The organism is Streptomyces sp. yr375 (assembly GCF_900110755.1).
Classification (GTDB): domain Bacteria; phylum Actinomycetota; class Actinomycetes; order Streptomycetales; family Streptomycetaceae; genus Streptomyces.
On sequence record NZ_FOFF01000008.1, the window covers coordinates 56,501 to 71,823 of the forward strand.

A 15,323-nucleotide genomic window follows, 5' to 3' on the forward strand; every position below is an offset into this window, starting at 1 on the left:
ATCAACACTTCGAACGGCAAGATAAAGAGGGGGCAGGGGCGCGTCAATGGGGCGTGCGGAAACGGATGTGACGGAGGGCGGTACCGGATGGGCGAGTTCCGGCCAGTGCCGGACGTGCTGGCGTACCTCGCGGGGCGCTGGCGGGTGGAGCGGTCGGTGCGCGACCGGGCGAGCGGCGGCGAGGGCCGCTTCGACGGGATCACCGTGTTCGGCGCACTGGAGGAGAACAGCGCGTCAGACGGAGGCCCGTCGCACGGAGGCCGGTGTCACGGCGGCCTGTTGCATGAGGAGTCCGGCACGTTCGTCTGGCTGGGTGTCGGCCGGCCCGCCGCGCGGACCCTGCGTTTCCTGCCGGGGGCGACGCCGGGCACCGCGGACGTCCGGTTCGCCGACGGCCGGCCCTTCCACGACCTGGACCTGACGACCGGCCGGCACCTGGCCGACCACCCCTGCTCCGCGGACCTCTACCGGGGCGAGTTCACCGTCCGGGACGCCGACCGCTGGCGGACGGTCTGGCGGGTGGCAGGCCCCGCCAAGGACCTGCTGCTCACCACCGACTACGTGCGGGTCGGCTGAGCCGAGGCCCCTTCGAGCCGGAGGTTCCAGCGCCCGCCCCGGCCGGTGACGGTGGTCGTGGACAGCGGGCGCACGTCGATGTTCCAGTACGTCGTCGGCGGTGCCTTGAGCACGTACACCAGGGCGGCACGGATCACGCTCGGCTCGGCGACGGCGACGATCCGGCCACCGTCCTCCACCGGCCGGGTGTCGAGCCAGCCGCCGACGCGGGAGATGAACGCGAGCAGCGACTCGCCGCCGTGCGGGGTGGCTAGCGGGTCGGCGAGCCAGGCGTCCACGGCCTGCGGCTCACGGGCCATCGCCTCGCCCAGCGTGAAACCGCGCCAGCGGCCCATGTCGCAGTCCCGCAGCGCGAGTTGCACGAGCGGGGCGTAGCCGAGCGCGTCCCCGGTGGCGCGGCTGCGCGGGGTCGGCGAGCAGTAGCGCAGTTCGGCGGCGGCGAGCGGCAGCAGCTCGGCGGACGCGCTGAGCACCTCGCTCCAGCCCGCCTGGTCCAGCGGCCGGTCGTCCTCGAAGCGTTCCGCGAGCAGCGAGGAGCTGCGAGCGGCGGCGACGAACGTGACCCGAAGTGGCATGCGGTGATGGTGAGCCGTGCAACTGCGCAGGTCAAGGGGTGTCGGGCGGTCGGATCCGGGAATCTTACCGACGAGTGGGGACCTGTCGGACAACTCGCTAGAAAGCGAGCAGCATCCACTGGTCCGGCTTCTCCAGCGGCGCGAACCCGACCTGTTCGTACACCCCGTGCGCGTCGTGGGTGGCCAGCAGGATGCGGCGCAGCCCGTGCGGCCGCAGGTGGTCGCGTACGGCGGCGACGAGCGCGGTGCCGATGCCCTTGCCCCGGGCCGCCGGGTCCACGTACACGTCGCACAGCCACGCGAAGGTCGCGAAGTCCGTGACGACCCGGGCGTAGGCGACCTGGTCCCCCGCAGCCTGTTCCCCCGACGCCGTGGCGTAGACGCCGAAGTTCAGGGAACCGGCGATCGCCCGGTCCTGCTTCTCCCGGTCGCGGCCGAGCGCCCAGTACGCGTCGGTGGACAGCCAGCGGTGGACGCGCTCGGCGTCGACGCGGGCGGGGTCGGCGGAGATCTCGTAGCCCTCGGCGAGGGGCGGGGTGTCGTTCATGGCCGGATCCTCACAACTTCACGGGTGCCGTGTCGAACGGTTTCCGGGGAGCACCCCGTTTCCGGGAAGCACCTCGTCGCAGGCCGTCCGCAGTCGTCGTACGCCCTCCGTGATCTCCGCCGTCCCGGCGACCGCCGCGAAGCTCAACCGGACGTGGGCGGCCGGGGGTTCGGCGCTGAAGTAGGGGCGGCCGGGGGTGAGGGCGACGCCCGCGCGCAGGGCGGCGGCCGTGAACGCGCCCTCGTCCGTGCCGTCGGGCAGCCGCAGCCACAGGTGGTAGCCGCCGGACGGGACGTGCGGGAGGGCGAGTTCGGGCAGCCGCAGCCGCAGCGCGGCGGTCATCGCGTCCCGCCGGGCCCTCAACTCGGCGGCGACGGCCCGCAGATGACGCGGCCAGGCGGGCGAGCCGACGAGTTCGAGGGCCGCCTCCTGGAGCGGGCGGGGCACGAAGAAGGTGTCGACGACCTGGATGGCCCGCAGCCGTTCCAGGACCGGGCCGCGGGCGGCCAGGGCGCTGACCCGGAAGCTCGGCGAGGTCGCCTTGGTGAGCGAGCCGACGTGGACGACGACGCCGTCGGGGTCGTCGGCGGCGAGCGGGCGCGGCAGCGGCCCGGCGTCCTCGTGCGCGAGCCGCCTGACGAAGTCGTCCTCGACGACGAAGGCGCCCGCCTCCCGCGCGATGCGCAGCACCTCCGCGCGCCGGTCGGCGGCGAGGACGGCGCCGGTCGGGTTCTGGAACAGCGGCTGGCAGACGAAGACCCGGGCGCCGGTGGCCCGGAACGCGTCGGCGAGCAGCTCGGGCTTCACGCCGTCCGGGTCGACCGGCACCGGGACCGGGCGCTGGCCCGCCGAGCGGGCGATCGCGAGCATGCCGGGGTAGGTGGGCGACTCGACGAGCACCGGCGCGCCGGGCGGGGCGAGGGCGCGCAGGGCGGTCGTGAGGGACGCCTGGCCGCCCGCGCTGACCAGCACCTCGGCCGCGGTGACGGAGCCGCCCACGGTCCGCGCGAACCACTCGCGCAGCTCCGGCAGCCCCTCCATGGGCGGTCGCCCCCAGGCCCCGGGCCGCCGCCCGGCCCGTGCCAGGGCCGCGGCCATCGCCCGCTCCGGTTGCAGCGAGGGGTGCAGATAGCCGCCGTTGAACTCGATCACCCCGGGCGGCGGGGCGGCCAGCGACACCGTGACCCCGGACGCGTCGACGGAGCGCGGGACGAGGTCGGCCGCGCCGTCCGCGCTGAGGGCGATCTCCTGCCACGAGGTGTCGCCGGCCGGGGTGGCGGCCGGGTGCGGCGGCCGGGCCCGGAAAGCGCCCGCGCCGGGCCGGGTGACCACCAGCCCCTCGGCGGCGAGCTGCGCCAGCGCCCGCGAGACCGTCACGGGGCTCACCCGGAACCGTTCGACCAGGGCCCGGCTCGACGGGAGCTTTCCACCGGGAGAGTAGCGGTCGAACTCCCGCCGCAGCCTGTCCGCCAGCTCACCCACACTGCTACGCTCTTGCATGAAGCCCCAGAGTAGCGCTACCGCCCGCCCCGCGATAGCGGTCAGCACCCCGGACGCCACCGCAGGCACCGCCCCAGGCACCACCGCGGGCACCACCCCGGACGCCGCTGCACGGCCCAACGGCCTCGGCACCCTTCTCGCCGCGCTCGGTGTCGTCGCGTTCTCCCTCACCTTCCCCGCCACCGCCTGGGGGCTGGAGGGCTTCGGCCCGTGGACGCTGGTCGCCGTGCGCAGCGTCCTGGCCGCGCTGATCGCGGGGGCGTGTCTGCTCGCGCTGCGGGTCCCGCCGCCCGCCCGCCGGCACTGGGCGGGGCTCGCCGTCGTGGCCGCCGGGGTCGTCGTCGGCTTCCCGCTGCTCACCACGCTCGCGCTGCGGACGTCCACCACCTCGCACGCCGCCGTCGTGGTCGGTCTGCTGCCGCTGACGACCGCGCTGCTGTCCGCCCTGCGCACGGGCACCCGCCCGTCCCGCACCTTCTGGGCGGCGGCCGGGGCCGGGGCGGCGGCCGTGCTGGCGTTCACCGTGCAGCAGAGCGGCGGCGCGCTGACCAGCGCCGACCTGTATCTGTTCGGGGCGCTGCTGGTGTGCGCGGCCGGCTACACCGAGGGTGGCCGGCTGGCCCGGGTCATGCCGGGCTGGCAGGTCATCGGCTGGGCGCTGGTGTACTGCCTGCCGCTGAGCGTGCCCGCCGCCGCGCTCGCCCTGACCCACGAGCCGGTGGCGCCGACCGCGCACAGCGTGGCCGGGCTGCTGTGGGTCGCGGCCGGCTCGCAGTTCCTCGGCCTGGTCGTCTGGTACCGGGGCATGGCGGCGATCGGCGTCCCCAAGGCCAGCCAGTTGCAGTTGGCCCAACCCCTGCTCACACTGGTGTGGTCGGTGCTGCTGCTGGGCGAGCACCTCACGCCCGCCGCTCCGCTGACGGCAGCGGCCGTGCTCATCTGCATCGCCGTCACGCAGCGGGCACGCGGCTAGACACGTTCCGGTACCCGAACTCGTACCGGACCGGTACAGGTACTGCTGCTCCCGCACAGGTGAGGAGGCCCCACAGATGCGCGCAACCACCGGCGACCAGCTTGTGCAGCACGGCAGGGTGGTCGGGCAACACGACAAGGTCGGCGAGATCGTCGAGGTCCTGGGCCAGGGAGGCAACCCCCCGTACCGCGTCCGCTTCGCGGACGGGCACGTGGGCGTGTGCTCCCCCGGCCCCGACACCGAGATCCGCCACCGGACGGCCGAGGAACGACGACGCCGGTAAACCGGCCCGGGAGCCGGTCCGGTCGGCTCGGAGGCCGGTCCGGTCAGCTCGGGGGCTGGGCCGGTCAGCTCGGGGGCTGGGCCGGCAGGCCGTAGTGGTCGGCGACCACGCGGGTCATCGCGCCGATCCGGTCCAGCTCGACGTCCTGCCCGCCGAAGAACATGTGCCCGCGCGCCTCCGGGTACTTCTTCGCGAGCGTGAGGTGCCTGGACAGTTCGTCCTTCTTCGCCCAGGCGGCGGGCTGCCCCGACGTGCCCGCCCTGTAGAGGCCCTCACCGAGGTACAGCCGCGTCCTGGTGCCCTTGACGACCTCTGCCCACCAGGGCACGAGCTTCGCGTAGTCGGCGGCCGAGTTGCCGATCTCCCAGTACAACTGCGGGACGACGTAGTCGAGCCAGCCCTCCTTCACCCACTTGCGGCTGTCGGCGTAGATCTCGTCGTACGACTGCAAGGCCCGGGTGTCCGAGCCGCGCGAGTCGGTGGCGGCGTTGCGCCACACCCCGAACGGGCTGATACCGAACTGGGTGCCGGGCCGTACGGTCTTGATCCGGGCGGCGATCTCCCGCACGAGCGTGTCGACGTTGTCGCGCCGCCAGGCGGCCCGGGTCGCGAAGGCCCCGCCGTACGCGTCGTACTCGGCGTCGTCGTCGAAGGTCTGCCCGGCCACCGGGTACGGGTAGAAGTAGTCGTCGAAGTGCACGGCGTCCACCGGGTACTTCTTCACCGCGTCGAGGATCGCGTCCTGCACGAAGGAACGGACCGCCGGCAGACCGGGGTTGTAGAAGAGCTTGCCGCCGTACGACACCACCCAGTCCGGATGTTTGCGCGCGGGGTGGGAGGCGACGAGCCTGGTCGGGTCGTCCTGGGTCGAGACGCGGTACGGGTTGAACCAGGCGTGCAGTTGCAGACCCCGCGCATGGGCCTCGGTGACGGCCGTGCCCAGCGGGTCCCAGCCCGGTGACTTGCCCTGGGTGCCGGTGAGGACCTGCGACCACGGTTCGTACGGCGAGGGCCACAGCGCGTCGGCCGCCGGCCGCACCTGGAAGACGACGGTGTTGAGCCGCCTGCGCACCGCGAGGTCGAGCCAGTCGATCAGCTCGGCGCGCTGCGCGGCGGCGGTCAGCCCGCTGCGGGAGGGCCAGTCGCGGTTGGTGACGGTCGCCAGCCACATCCCCCGCATCTCGGCCGTCGCCCGCGCCGACGCCGTCCGCGTCCTGTCGGTGGCCCGCCGCTCCCCGTCGTCCCTCCCGGGAGCCGCCGCACCCGTCGTCGTGACCGCCGACAGTGCTGCCAGCGCGAACGCCCGCCGGGTCAGTCGCCCCATCGCACACATCCCCACATACATAGCGGATCCGCTCGATCACGGATCGTTTCGGGCCCCAGCATGCCCCCACCCCGGCGATCGATCATCGATACTTGCTAGTAACGTGCACGTTCGGAGCAGGCCGACCGGGACCCGGCAGACCTGCCGAGCCATGAGACACAGCCATAAGAGTCAGCCATGAGTGAGCGCGGCGAAAGGGACGATGTGACGGACATCCCAGCGGGAGACGTCTCGCGGGTCGGAGTGGTGGGCTGCGGCCAGATGGGGGCGGGCATCGCCGAGGTCTGCGCCCGCGCCGGCCTCGACGTCAAGGTCGCCGAGACCACCGGCGAGGCCCTGGAGATCGGCCGTACCCGGTTGCTGAACTCCCTGGCCAAGGCCGCCGAGCGCGGCAAGATCTCGAATGAGGAGCGGGACGCGACGCTGGCGCGGCTCAGCTTCACCACGGACCTCGGCGAGTTCGCCGACCGTGACCTCGTCATCGAGGCCGTGGTCGAGAACGAGCAGGTCAAGACGGAGATCTTCCAGGTCCTCGACCAGGTGGTGACCCGCCCGGACGCGATCCTGGCCTCCAACACCTCCTCCATCCCGCTGGTGAAGCTGGCGGTCGCCACCTCGCGGCCCGACCAGGTCGTCGGCATCCACTTCTTCAACCCGGCCCCGGTGCAGCAGCTCGTCGAGCTGATCCCGGCGCTGACCACGTCCGAGGGCACGCTGAGCCGGGCGCAGTCGTTCGCCGAGAAGGCGCTCGGCAAGCACGCGATCCGGGCCCAGGACCGCTCCGGCTTCGTCGTCAACGCGCTGCTGATCCCGTATCTCCTCTCCGCGATCCGGATGTTCGAGACGGGCATCGCGGGCCGCGAGGACATCGACAACGGCATGGAGATGGGCTGCGCCCACCCGATGGGCCCGCTGAAGCTGTCCGACCTGATCGGCCTGGACACGGTCGCCTCGGTCGCGCAGAGCATGTACGACGAGTACAAGGAACCGCTGTACGCCGCTCCCCCGCTGCTCCAGCGCATGGTGGACGCGGGCCGCCTGGGCCGCAAGACGGGCTCGGGCTTCTACACGTACTGACGGACGACCCACCACGTCGACGACGAGCGGGCCCGGCACTGCGCGCAGTGCCGGGCCCGCTCGTCGTCGGCGTTCGGCCGCGTGGGCGCGATCGGCCGCAGCCGACCCGCGCCCAGCACGCCGTCTCAGCCGCGCAGTACCGCTCCCGTGCGCTCTCCGGCGAGGGCGACCGCCGCGTCGCGTGCTGCCGAGGCCTCGTCGACGGTGAGTGTGCGGTCGGTCGCGCGGAAGCGCAGCGCGTAGGCCAGGGACTTGCGGCCTTCGCCGAGCTGGTCCGGGTTGACGTACACGTCGAACAGCCGGATTCCTTCCAGCAGTTCACCCGCGCCGTCACGCAGCGCGGACTCGACGTCGGCGTGCGGTACGAACGCGTCGACGACGAGTGCGACGTCCTGCGTGGCCACCGGGAACGTGGAGATGCTCGGCGCCTGGGGCGTGTCGTCGCCGACCTGCTCCAGGGCGTCGAGGTCCAGCTCCATCGCGGCGGTCCGCGCGGGCAGCCCCAGCGCCTTCAGCACGCGCGGGTGCAGCTCGCCGGCATGGCCGACGACCCGCTCCGCGCCGTCGACGACCACGACCAGCTCGGCGCAGCGACCCGGGTGCCACGGCCCGTACTGGCCGCCCCGGACGATCAGTTCGGCCCCGGCCTCGCGGGCGACGGCGCGCGCCGACTCGACCGCGTCGGCCCAGTCCGCCGGCCGGCCCTTGCCCCACCAGCCGGCCTGCTCGCGGGCGCCCGCGAGGACGACGGCGACGTGGCGCGGCTGCTCGGGGAGCACGGCATCGAGCGCGGCGATCTCCGCGTCGGTCGGCCGGCGGTCGACCGGAAGGTGACCGGCGACCCCGGCCTGCTGCTCGCGCGGGTGGAAGACCAGCCCGGTCTCGAACAGCGCCAGATCGTGGCTGCCCCGCCCGTCGTTGCGCCGCAGCGCGCCGAGCAGGCCCGGCAGCAGCGACGTACGGAGCGCGGGCTCCTCGTCGTTGAGCGGGTTGGTGAGCTTGACGACACGGCGGGCCGGGTCGGCGGCGTCCAGCCCGAGCTGGTCGAAGACCTGCTCGCTGATGAACGGGTAGTTCGGCGCCTCGACGTAACCGGCTCCGGCCAGGGCGCGGCCGACGCGGCGGTGCAGCCGCTGGCGGTGGGTGAGGCCGCGCCCGGCGGGGGGCTTGGGCAGCGTGGAGGGCAGGTTCTCGTAGCCCTCCAGCCGGATGACCTCCTCGGCGAGGTCGTTGACCTCGGCGAGGTCGGGCCGCCAGGACGGGACGGTGACGACGAGCTCGTCCTGCCCGTACACGTCGCAGCCGATCTCCTGGAGGCGGCGTACGACGGTCTCGCGGCCGTAGTGCACGCCCGCGACCCGGTCCGGGTGGTCGGCCGGGAGGCTGATCGTGCGCGGCGCGGACGGGGCGACGACCTCGGTGACGCCCGCGTCGGCCGTACCGCCCGCGAGGAGGACCAGCAGGTCGACCGTGCGCTGTGCGGCGGCCGCCGCGGCGGCCGGGTCGACGCCGCGCTCGAAGCGGCGGGACGCCTCGGACGACAGCTTGTGGCGACGGGCCGTGCGCGCGATGGCGACCGCGTCGAAGTGGGCGGCCTCGATGACCACGTCGGTCGTGGCGTTCGCCAGGTCCGTGTGGTCGGCGATCTCGGTGTTGGCGCCGCCCATGACACCGGCCAGGCCGATGGGACCGCGCTCGTCGGTGATCACCAGGTCCTCGGCGTGCAGCGTGCGCGTCACCCCGTCGAGGGTGACGATCTGCTCGCCCTCCGCCGCCCGGCGCACGCCGATGGCGCCCTGGACCAGGCCGCGGTCGTAGGCGTGCAGCGGCTGGCCGACCTCCGTCATCACGTAGTTCGTGACGTCGACGGCGAGCGAGATCGGGCGCATGCCGACCTTCTGGAGCCGCCGCTTGAGCCAGATCGGGGAGCGCGCCTCGGGGCTCAGACCGGTGACGGTGCGGGCGGTGAAGCGGTCGCAGCCGGCCGGGTCGGAGACCTGCACCGGGTAGCCGAAGGCGTTGGCGGCCGGTACGTCGAGGAGGGCGGGGTCGCGCAGCGGGATGCCGTAGCCGATGGCGAGCTCGCGGGCGACGCCGCGGATGGACAGGCAGTCGCCGCGGTTGGCGGTGACGGCGATGTCCAGGACCTCGTCGACCAGCTCCAGCAGCTCGATGGCGTCCTTGCCGACCTCGGTCTCGGGCGGCAGCACGATGATGCCGTGGCTGCCGTCGTCGCCCATGCCCAGCTCGTCGCCGGAGCAGATCATGCCGTGGGACGTCCTGCCGTACGTCTTGCGCGCGGCGATCGCGAAGTCGCCGGGCAGGACCGCGCCCGGCAGCACGACGACGACCTTGTCGCCGACGGCGAAGTTGCGGGCGCCGCAGACGATCTCCTGCGGCTCACCCGTGCCGTTGGCAGTGCCGACGTCGACGGTGCAGAAGCGGATGGGCTTCTTGAAGCCCTCCAGCTCCTCGATGGTCAGGACCTGACCCACGACCAGCGGGCCCTTGAGGCCGGCGCCGAGCTGCTCGACGGTCTCGACCTCGAGGCCGGCCGACACCAGCTTGGCCTGCACGTCACGGCCGGTCTCGGTGGCGGGGAGATCGACGTACTCCCGCAGCCAGGAAAGCGGGACCCGCATCAGATCTCCATCCCGAACGGCCGGGTGAACCGGACGTCACCCTCGACCATGTCTCGCATGTCTTCGACGTTGTGGCGGAACATCAGCATCCGCTCGATGCCGAACCCGAAGGCGAACCCGCTGTACTTCTCCGGGTCGACGCCGCAGGCGGTCAGCACCTTGGGGTTGACCATGCCGCAGCCGCCCAGCTCGATCCAGCCCTCGCTGGAGCAGGTGCGGCAGGCGCGGTCGGGGTTGCCGACGGACTCGCCGCGGCACACGTAGCACACCATGTCCATCTCGGCGGACGGCTCGGTGAAGGGGAAGAAGTTCGGCCGCAGCCGCGTCTTCATGCCCGCGCCGAACAGCGACTGGACCATGTGGTCCAGGGTGCCCTTGAGGTCGGCCATGGTCAGGCCCTCGTCGATGGCGAGCAGCTCGACCTGGTGGAAGACCGGGGTGTGCGTGGCGTCCAGCTCGTCCGTGCGGTACACGCGGCCGGGGCAGATCACGTACACCGGCAGCTCGCGCTCCAGCAGGGAGCGGATCTGGACCGGCGAGGTGTGGGTGCGCAGGACGACGCCGGACTCGGTGCCGCCCTTGGGGCCCTGCACGAAGAAGGTGTCGGCCTCGCCGCGGGCCGGGTGGTCCGGGCCGATGTTGAGGGCGTCGAAGTTGAACCACTCGGCCTCGACCTGCGGGCCTTCGGCGACCTCGTAGCCCATGGCCACGAAGACGTCCTCGATGCGCTCCGACAGGGTGGTGAGCGGGTGGCGGGCGCCGGCCGGCACGCGGTCGTGGGGCAGTGTGACGTCCACCGCCTCCTCGACCAGTACGCGCTGGTCGCGCTCGGCCTCCAGCTCCTCCTGGCGGACGGCGAGGCCCTTGTTCACCGCGCCCCGGGCCTGGCCGACGGTCTTGCCGGCGGCGGCCTTGGCCTGCGGGGGCAGGGCGCCGATCTCGCGGTTGGCGAGGGCCAGCGGGGAGGCGCCGCCGGTGTGGGCGACCTTGGCCTCCTGGAGGGCGTCGAGGGAGTCCGCGGCGGCGAAGGCGGCGAGCGCCTCGTCCCGCATGCGCTCGATCTCTTCCGGTTTCAAGGCCTCGACCTCTACCGGGTCGTACGACTTATTCGGTGCCGACATCTCTTCCCGTGCTTCCGATTAGCTGGCTGAAGGTCCCCGTCACCGACTCACGCAGAGGTCAGAGGGCCGTTCCTGGGACACAAAGGTGCCAAAGGCCGAGTCTAGCGGGGTGGACGTATCCGGATGCGCCCGCGGGCTCTCAGGTCAGGTAGGCCGGAGTGCTCACGGGCAACGTAAATCGGAACTCGGCGCCGCCGACGGGGGCGCGGCCGACCGTGATGGTGCCGCCGTGGGCTTCGACGATGCCCTTGACGATGTACAGCCCGAGGCCCGTGCCGCCGCGCTTGCTGCCCCGCCAGAAGCGGGTGAAGACGCGGTTCATGGACTCCTCCGGGATGCCGGCGCCCTCGTCGCTCACGGTGACCGATGTGCCGGTGTCCTCCCCTTCCCTGGGGGACACGGCGGGCGTGATGTCGATGGTGACGGTTCCCTCGCCGTGGCGCACCGCATTTTCGATCAGGTTGCTGAGGACCTGGTCGACCTTGTCGGGGTCGGCCCACAGGGCGGGCAGCGGCTGCTCGATGCGGAGCAGGAACCGGTCGGCGGGCTGGCCGGCGGCGACGGAGGCCTGGATGTGGCGTCCTACGGCCGCGCCTATGTCGACGGGCTGGCGGCGTACCTCCAGCCGTCCGCTGTCGATGCGCGAGATGTCCAGCAGTTCGGCGATGAGCCGGGTGACGCGGTCCGCGTCGGCGTCGACGGTCTCCAGCATCAGCCGCTTCTGGTCGTCGGTGAACCTCGTCCACTTGGCGAGCAGGGTGGCGGTGAAGCCCTTGACGGAGGTGAGGGGCGAGCGCAGTTCGTGGGCGACGACGGCGATCAGCTCGGCGTGGCTGCGTTCGGTGCGGCGGCGGGCCTCGGTGTCGCGCAGCGACACGACGACCCGGCGGACGGGGCCGGTGGGTTCGCCGCGCAGATACCGGACGGTGACGAGCACTTCGCGGCCGCCCGGCAGCAGCAGGTTGCGCTCGGGCTGGCCGACGCGGATGGCGAGGCCGCCGTAGGGGTCGGTCAGTTGCCACCAGCGGCGGCCTTCGAGGTCCTCTAATGGCAGGGCCTTGTCGAGGGGCCGGCCGAGGGCGTCCTTCGCGGGGATCGCGGTGATGCGGCGGGCGGCGGCGTTGAAGCAGATCACGTGCCCGTGCTCGTCGGCGACGACGAGTCCGTCGGGCAGGTCGTCGGGGTCGATGCCGAGTCCGGTGAGGTCACCGGCGGCTCGGGCCGCTCCCGGTGCGCTGCTCGTGCCGACACTCATCCCCGTACCTCACCTCCCGTCCTCCCGGAAGAGGTCCCCCGAGCACGTCACCCTACTAGCTCTCGGTGACAGAGCGGCACCCTCCGGAGGCGCGCTGTGCACGGGCCGACGCATAGAGACATACGGCGGCGGCGGTCGCCAGGTTCAGACTTTCGGCCTTCCCGTGGATCGGGACGCGCACGACGGCGTCCGCGAGGTCCCGGGTCTCCTCCGGCAGGCCCCACGCCTCGTTGCCGAACACCCAGGCCGTGGGCCCGCCCATCGTCCCCTTGTCCAGCTCGTCGTCGAGGTCGTCCTCGCCCGCGCCGTCGGCGGCGAGGATCCGCACACCGGCGTCCCGCAGCCCCGCCACGGCCTGCTCGACGGGCACCCCGACGGCGACGAGCAGGTGGAACAGCGACCCGACGGAGGCGCGGACGGCCTTGGGGTTGTAGAGGTCGACGGAGGCGTCGGTGAGGACGACGGCCTCGGCGCCGGCGGCGTCGGCGCAGCGCAGGACGGTGCCGGCGTTCCCGGGGTCGCGGACGTGGGCCAGCACGGCGACGAGCCGGGGCCGGGCGGCGAGGATCTCCTCGAACGGCGTGTCCAGGAACCGGCAGATCCCGACGAGTCCCTGCGGGGTGACGGTGGTGGAGATGTCCTCGATGACCTGCTCGTCGGCGAGGTGGACCCGGGCACCGGCGGTCCGTGCCTCGGCGATGATGTCGGCGTAGCGCTCGGCGGCGTCGACGGTGGCGAACAACTCCACGAGCGTGTCCCGGCCGTACCCCGCCGCTTCCCGCACGGCCTGCGGCCCCTCCGCGAGAAACAGCCGCTCCTTCCCCCGAAAATTCCGCCGAGCAAGCCGCCGAGCAGCGGCAACACGGGGAGAACGGGGAGAGATCAGCTCAGGACTGGCGGGGACCATGTTCGGTTTCACCTTCGATATCGGTACGGCTCGCACGACAGCGGGGGCCAACCCAAACCCCCCTCAGGGGCGCGGGGGCTGTTCTGATCTGCGGCTCCGCCGCGTGGCGCGACCAGCCCCCACCGGCCGCCACAAGAACGACTGCCGATCACGTCAGCAGCAAAGAACCCGCAGGCATCAAGCCTGCGGGTCCTCAGTCACATCGGCTCAAAGCCAGCGCAGCGTCACGCGGCCTTGGGCGCGTTCACGTCCGCCGGGAGGGCCTTCTGCGCGGCCTCGACCAGCGCGGCGAACGCGGTGGCGTCGTTCACGGCCAGCTCGGCCAGGATCTTGCGGTCGACCTCGATGTTCGCGGCCTTCAGACCCTGGATGAAGCGGTTGTACGTGATGCCGTTGGCGCGGGCAGCGGCGTTGATGCGCTGGATCCACAGCTGACGGAAGTCGCCCTTGCGCTTCTTGCGGTCGTTGTAGTTGTAGACCAGCGAGTGGGTGACCTGCTCCTTGGCCTTGCGGTACAGGCGCGAACGCTGACCGCGGTAGCCGGAGGCCGCCTCGAGGATCGCCCGGCGCTTCTTGTGGGCGTTGACTGCCCGCTTGACGCGTGCCACTTTTTAACTCCTTGTAGCGGGGCCGTGGTTGTCTTCACACGGCCCGGAATCGATGGGGTCCCGGTCCAGACGTGGGGCGCGCGTGATCAAGGGATCAGGCGCCGCTGCGTCACTTGCCGAGAAGCTTCTTGATCTTCGCGGCGTCGCCCGGGGCCATCTCGGCGGTGCCGGTGAGGCGGCGCGTCACGCGGGACGACTTGTGCTCGAGCAGGTGGCGCTTGCCGGCGCGCTCACGGAGCACCTTGCCGGAGCCGGTGATCTTGAAGCGCTTGCTGGCACCGCTGTGCGACTTGTTCTTCGGCATAGCGCCGTTCTCTCCTCGTCGGTGGCGTTCCGGTGCCCGGCCGTGAAACCGGGCACGATGGAACGTCGCTTGTATCGGTTGGGTCCTTGGGACTCACGTCCCGTGGATCACGCCTCGGCGGAAGCCTCGGCAGGGGCCTCGGCGTCTTCCTTGACGTCCTCGGCTTCGATGTCGTCTGCGTCGACGTCGTCCTCGAAGTCCGTCTCGGCGTTGACGGCGTCGGCGTCCGCGGCGTTCTGCGAGCGACCGGGGTTGGCCTTCGCCTCGGCCTTGCGGGCCTCCTGCGCCTGCCGGGCCTCGGCCATCGCCTCGGTCTTCTTCTTGTGCGGACCGAGAACCATGATCATGTTTCGGCCGTCCTGCTTCGGGTTCGACTCGATGAACCCGAGGTCCTGGACGTCCTCCGCGAGACGCTGCAGCAGTCGGTATCCCAGCTCGGGACGGGACTGCTCACGACCGCGGAACATGATCGTGATCTTGACCTTGTCGCCCTGCTTGAGGAACCGGACGACGTGACCCTTTTTGGTGTCGTAGTCGTGCGGGTCGATCTTCGGCCGGAGCTTCATCTCCTTGATGACCGTGTGCGCCTGGTTCTTGCGCGCCTCACGGGCCTTCATGGCCGACTCGTACTTGAACTTGCCGTAGTCCATGAGCTTGCAGACCGGCGGGCGGGCGGTCGCCGCGACCTCGACCAGGTCCAGGTCGTACTCCTGCGCAAGCTCCAGTGCCTTGGCCAGGGGGACGATGCCCACCTGCTCGCCACTGGGACCGACAAGTCGCACCTCGGGAACGCGAATCCGGTCGTTGATGCGGGGCTCGGCGCTGATGGATCCTCCTCGGTAGCACCACGCGGCGGTCTGGCGGACGGCCGCGTAACGTCTGTGTTCGTTTGGCTTGTAACCACGCCGAAGCACAAAAAATGCCCCGAACGATCACATGCGGGGCTCCAAGCACTACCGGAGCACCGCCGCGAGGATCGCGGGGCGCACTACCGGGCGACTCCATCGTCCGTACGGAACGATGGTGGCCGCCTGACCGGGGTGACCCGCAGCCCGTGAGGACAGTCGGGTGGGAGCTCGGAAACTCCACTTGTGGGCCGGGCCCGCCGTGCTTGGGGCGCACGCGTGTCCGACCGGTCGTTACACGAGATTAGCAGCCTGCGCCAGGAACGGCGAATCCGGCCTCGGTACGGGCCTTGTCCGCCCTGCGCCTATCGTGTCCCACATGAGTGACACCTCCCCCGGCGGCTCCGCCGAGACCCCCGGCCCCGACTTCGACGAGATGACCCGCGACATCGCCGAGGTCCCCGCCGTCGAGGTGATCGTGACGGTCGCCGTCAACCTGATGAGCGCCGCCGCCGTGAAGCTCGGTCTGACCGAGGAGGGCGACAAGTACAAGGACCTGGACGAGGCCCGCAAGCTGGTGCACGCCCTCGCCGGGCTGCTCGACGCGAGCGCGACCGAGATCAGCTCCTTCCACGCGGCCCCGCTGCGCGACGGTCTGAAGTCGCTCCAGCTCGCGTTCCGCGAGGCGTCGCTCGTGCGGGACGAACCGGGTCAGGGCCCGGGCGAGAAGTACACCGGCCCGGTCTACGGCTAGCCGACCCGGCGTTCGCGCGGCTCAACCTCTTT

At 72.0% G+C, this 15,323-nt stretch carries 16 protein-coding genes; 5 read left to right on the forward strand and 11 right to left on the reverse strand.

Going from position 1 to position 15,323, the window contains the following annotated elements; translation table 11 throughout:
• The first annotated feature begins 87 nt into the window (after positions 1-87).
• Positions 88-576: a DUF6314 family protein gene (locus BMZ82_RS11245; RefSeq protein WP_093774397.1), complete on the forward strand. Its 489-nt coding sequence runs from the start codon at positions 88-90 to the stop codon at positions 574-576.
• Here BMZ82_RS11245 and BMZ82_RS11250 read toward each other — a convergent pair.
• The 3 genes from BMZ82_RS11250 to BMZ82_RS11260 all read right to left on the reverse strand — a co-directional run bounded on the left by BMZ82_RS11250 (position 558) and on the right by BMZ82_RS11260 (position 3,198).
• Entirely contained in the window at positions 558-1,151 is a 594-nt protein-coding gene (locus BMZ82_RS11250; protein WP_093774399.1) for a histidine phosphatase family protein, read from the reverse strand. The two genes, BMZ82_RS11245 and BMZ82_RS11250, sit on opposite strands and share 19 nt — an antisense overlap.
• A gap of 97 nt (positions 1,152-1,248) precedes the next feature.
• Positions 1,249-1,698 carry a GNAT family N-acetyltransferase gene (locus BMZ82_RS11255; RefSeq protein WP_093774401.1) on the reverse strand — a complete coding sequence of 150 codons (450 nt, stop codon included), beginning with the start codon at positions 1,696-1,698 and terminating at the stop codon, positions 1,249-1,251.
• Positions 1,699-1,716: 18 nt separating this feature from the next.
• Positions 1,717-3,198, reverse strand: coding sequence for an aminotransferase-like domain-containing protein (locus BMZ82_RS11260; protein ID WP_093774403.1), 1,482 nt, complete (start codon positions 3,196-3,198; stop codon positions 1,717-1,719).
• On the opposite strand from BMZ82_RS11260, the gene BMZ82_RS11265 reads away from it, so the two are divergent.
• Entirely contained in the window at positions 3,197-4,171 is a 975-nt protein-coding gene (locus BMZ82_RS11265) for a DMT family transporter (protein WP_093774405.1), read from the forward strand. The genes BMZ82_RS11260 and BMZ82_RS11265 overlap by 2 nt on opposite strands.
• 76 nt (positions 4,172-4,247) lie before the next feature.
• Positions 4,248-4,454: a DUF1918 domain-containing protein gene (locus BMZ82_RS11270; protein ID WP_093774407.1), complete on the forward strand. Its 207-nt coding sequence runs from the start codon at positions 4,248-4,250 to the stop codon at positions 4,452-4,454.
• A gap of 64 nt (positions 4,455-4,518) precedes the next feature.
• Here the strand turns inward: BMZ82_RS11270 and BMZ82_RS11275 are convergent, their stop codons facing one another.
• A complete protein-coding gene (locus BMZ82_RS11275) occupies positions 4,519-5,778 on the reverse strand; it encodes a glycoside hydrolase family 10-like protein (RefSeq protein WP_093774409.1) in 1,260 nt (419 codons plus the stop codon).
• A 177-nt stretch (positions 5,779-5,955) separates the two neighbouring features.
• On the opposite strand from BMZ82_RS11275, the gene BMZ82_RS11280 reads away from it, so the two are divergent.
• The gene (locus BMZ82_RS11280) at positions 5,956-6,855 is read left to right on the forward strand and encodes a 3-hydroxybutyryl-CoA dehydrogenase (protein ID WP_093774411.1); all 900 of its coding nucleotides are present in this window, start codon (positions 5,956-5,958) and stop codon (positions 6,853-6,855) included.
• A gap of 125 nt (positions 6,856-6,980) precedes the next feature.
• On the opposite strand, the gene pheT is transcribed toward BMZ82_RS11280, so the two are convergent.
• From pheT to infC, 7 genes are all read right to left on the reverse strand, one after another.
• Entirely contained in the window at positions 6,981-9,497 is a 2,517-nt protein-coding gene (gene pheT / locus BMZ82_RS11285; RefSeq protein ID WP_093774413.1) for a phenylalanine--tRNA ligase subunit beta, read from the reverse strand.
• Entirely contained in the window at positions 9,497-10,618 is a 1,122-nt protein-coding gene (pheS, locus tag BMZ82_RS11290) for a phenylalanine--tRNA ligase subunit alpha (RefSeq protein WP_093774415.1), read from the reverse strand. Before pheS ends, pheT begins: the two co-directional genes overlap by 1 nt.
• Positions 10,619-10,757: 139 nt before the next feature.
• A complete protein-coding gene (locus tag BMZ82_RS11295; RefSeq protein ID WP_093774417.1) occupies positions 10,758-11,873 on the reverse strand; it encodes a sensor histidine kinase in 1,116 nt (371 codons plus the stop codon).
• A gap of 55 nt (positions 11,874-11,928) precedes the next feature.
• Complete coding sequence (locus BMZ82_RS11300; RefSeq protein ID WP_093774419.1) at positions 11,929-12,780, reverse strand: TrmH family RNA methyltransferase; 852 nt, start codon at positions 12,778-12,780, stop codon at positions 11,929-11,931.
• A gap of 224 nt (positions 12,781-13,004) precedes the next feature.
• Complete coding sequence (gene rplT / locus BMZ82_RS11305) at positions 13,005-13,388, reverse strand: 50S ribosomal protein L20 (RefSeq protein ID WP_093774421.1); 384 nt, start codon at positions 13,386-13,388, stop codon at positions 13,005-13,007.
• 109 nt (positions 13,389-13,497) lie between these two features.
• The gene (rpmI, locus tag BMZ82_RS11310) at positions 13,498-13,692 is read right to left on the reverse strand and encodes a 50S ribosomal protein L35 (protein WP_006374321.1); all 195 of its coding nucleotides are present in this window, start codon (positions 13,690-13,692) and stop codon (positions 13,498-13,500) included.
• Between the two features lie 107 nt (positions 13,693-13,799).
• Complete coding sequence (gene infC, locus BMZ82_RS11315) at positions 13,800-14,519, reverse strand: translation initiation factor IF-3 (protein WP_093774718.1); 720 nt, start codon at positions 14,517-14,519, stop codon at positions 13,800-13,802.
• Positions 14,520-14,916: 397 nt separating this feature from the next.
• Between infC and BMZ82_RS11320 the strand changes: the two genes are divergently transcribed.
• The gene (locus BMZ82_RS11320) at positions 14,917-15,291 is read left to right on the forward strand and encodes a DUF1844 domain-containing protein (protein ID WP_093774423.1); all 375 of its coding nucleotides are present in this window, start codon (positions 14,917-14,919) and stop codon (positions 15,289-15,291) included.
• Positions 15,292-15,323: the final 32 nt, after the last annotated feature.

Excerpts from the sequence above, each read along its gene's own strand:
- BMZ82_RS11245 (WP_093774397.1), top strand. The coding sequence starts at position 88 with ATGGGCGAGTTCCGGCCAGTGCCGGACGTGCTGGCGTACCTCGCGGGG.
- BMZ82_RS11250 (WP_093774399.1), bottom strand. The coding sequence starts at position 1,151 with ATGCCACTTCGGGTCACGTTCGTCGCCGCCGCTCGCAGCTCCTCGCTG.
- BMZ82_RS11255 (WP_093774401.1), bottom strand. The coding sequence starts at position 1,698 with ATGAACGACACCCCGCCCCTCGCCGAGGGCTACGAGATCTCCGCCGAC.
- BMZ82_RS11265 (WP_093774405.1), top strand. The coding sequence starts at position 3,197 with ATGAAGCCCCAGAGTAGCGCTACCGCCCGCCCCGCGATAGCGGTCAGC.
- BMZ82_RS11260 (WP_093774403.1), bottom strand. The coding sequence starts at position 3,198 with ATGCAAGAGCGTAGCAGTGTGGGTGAGCTGGCGGACAGGCTGCGGCGG.
- BMZ82_RS11270 (WP_093774407.1), top strand. The coding sequence starts at position 4,248 with ATGCGCGCAACCACCGGCGACCAGCTTGTGCAGCACGGCAGGGTGGTC.
- BMZ82_RS11275 (WP_093774409.1), bottom strand. The coding sequence starts at position 5,778 with ATGGGGCGACTGACCCGGCGGGCGTTCGCGCTGGCAGCACTGTCGGCG.
- BMZ82_RS11280 (WP_093774411.1), top strand. The coding sequence starts at position 5,956 with ATGAGTGAGCGCGGCGAAAGGGACGATGTGACGGACATCCCAGCGGGA.
- pheT (WP_093774413.1), bottom strand. The coding sequence starts at position 9,497 with ATGCGGGTCCCGCTTTCCTGGCTGCGGGAGTACGTCGATCTCCCCGCC.
- pheS (WP_093774415.1), bottom strand. The coding sequence starts at position 10,618 with ATGTCGGCACCGAATAAGTCGTACGACCCGGTAGAGGTCGAGGCCTTG.
- BMZ82_RS11295 (WP_093774417.1), bottom strand. The coding sequence starts at position 11,873 with ATGAGTGTCGGCACGAGCAGCGCACCGGGAGCGGCCCGAGCCGCCGGT.
- BMZ82_RS11300 (WP_093774419.1), bottom strand. The coding sequence starts at position 12,780 with ATGGTCCCCGCCAGTCCTGAGCTGATCTCTCCCCGTTCTCCCCGTGTT.
- rpmI (WP_006374321.1), bottom strand. The coding sequence starts at position 13,692 with ATGCCGAAGAACAAGTCGCACAGCGGTGCCAGCAAGCGCTTCAAGATC.
- BMZ82_RS11320 (WP_093774423.1), top strand. The coding sequence starts at position 14,917 with ATGAGTGACACCTCCCCCGGCGGCTCCGCCGAGACCCCCGGCCCCGAC.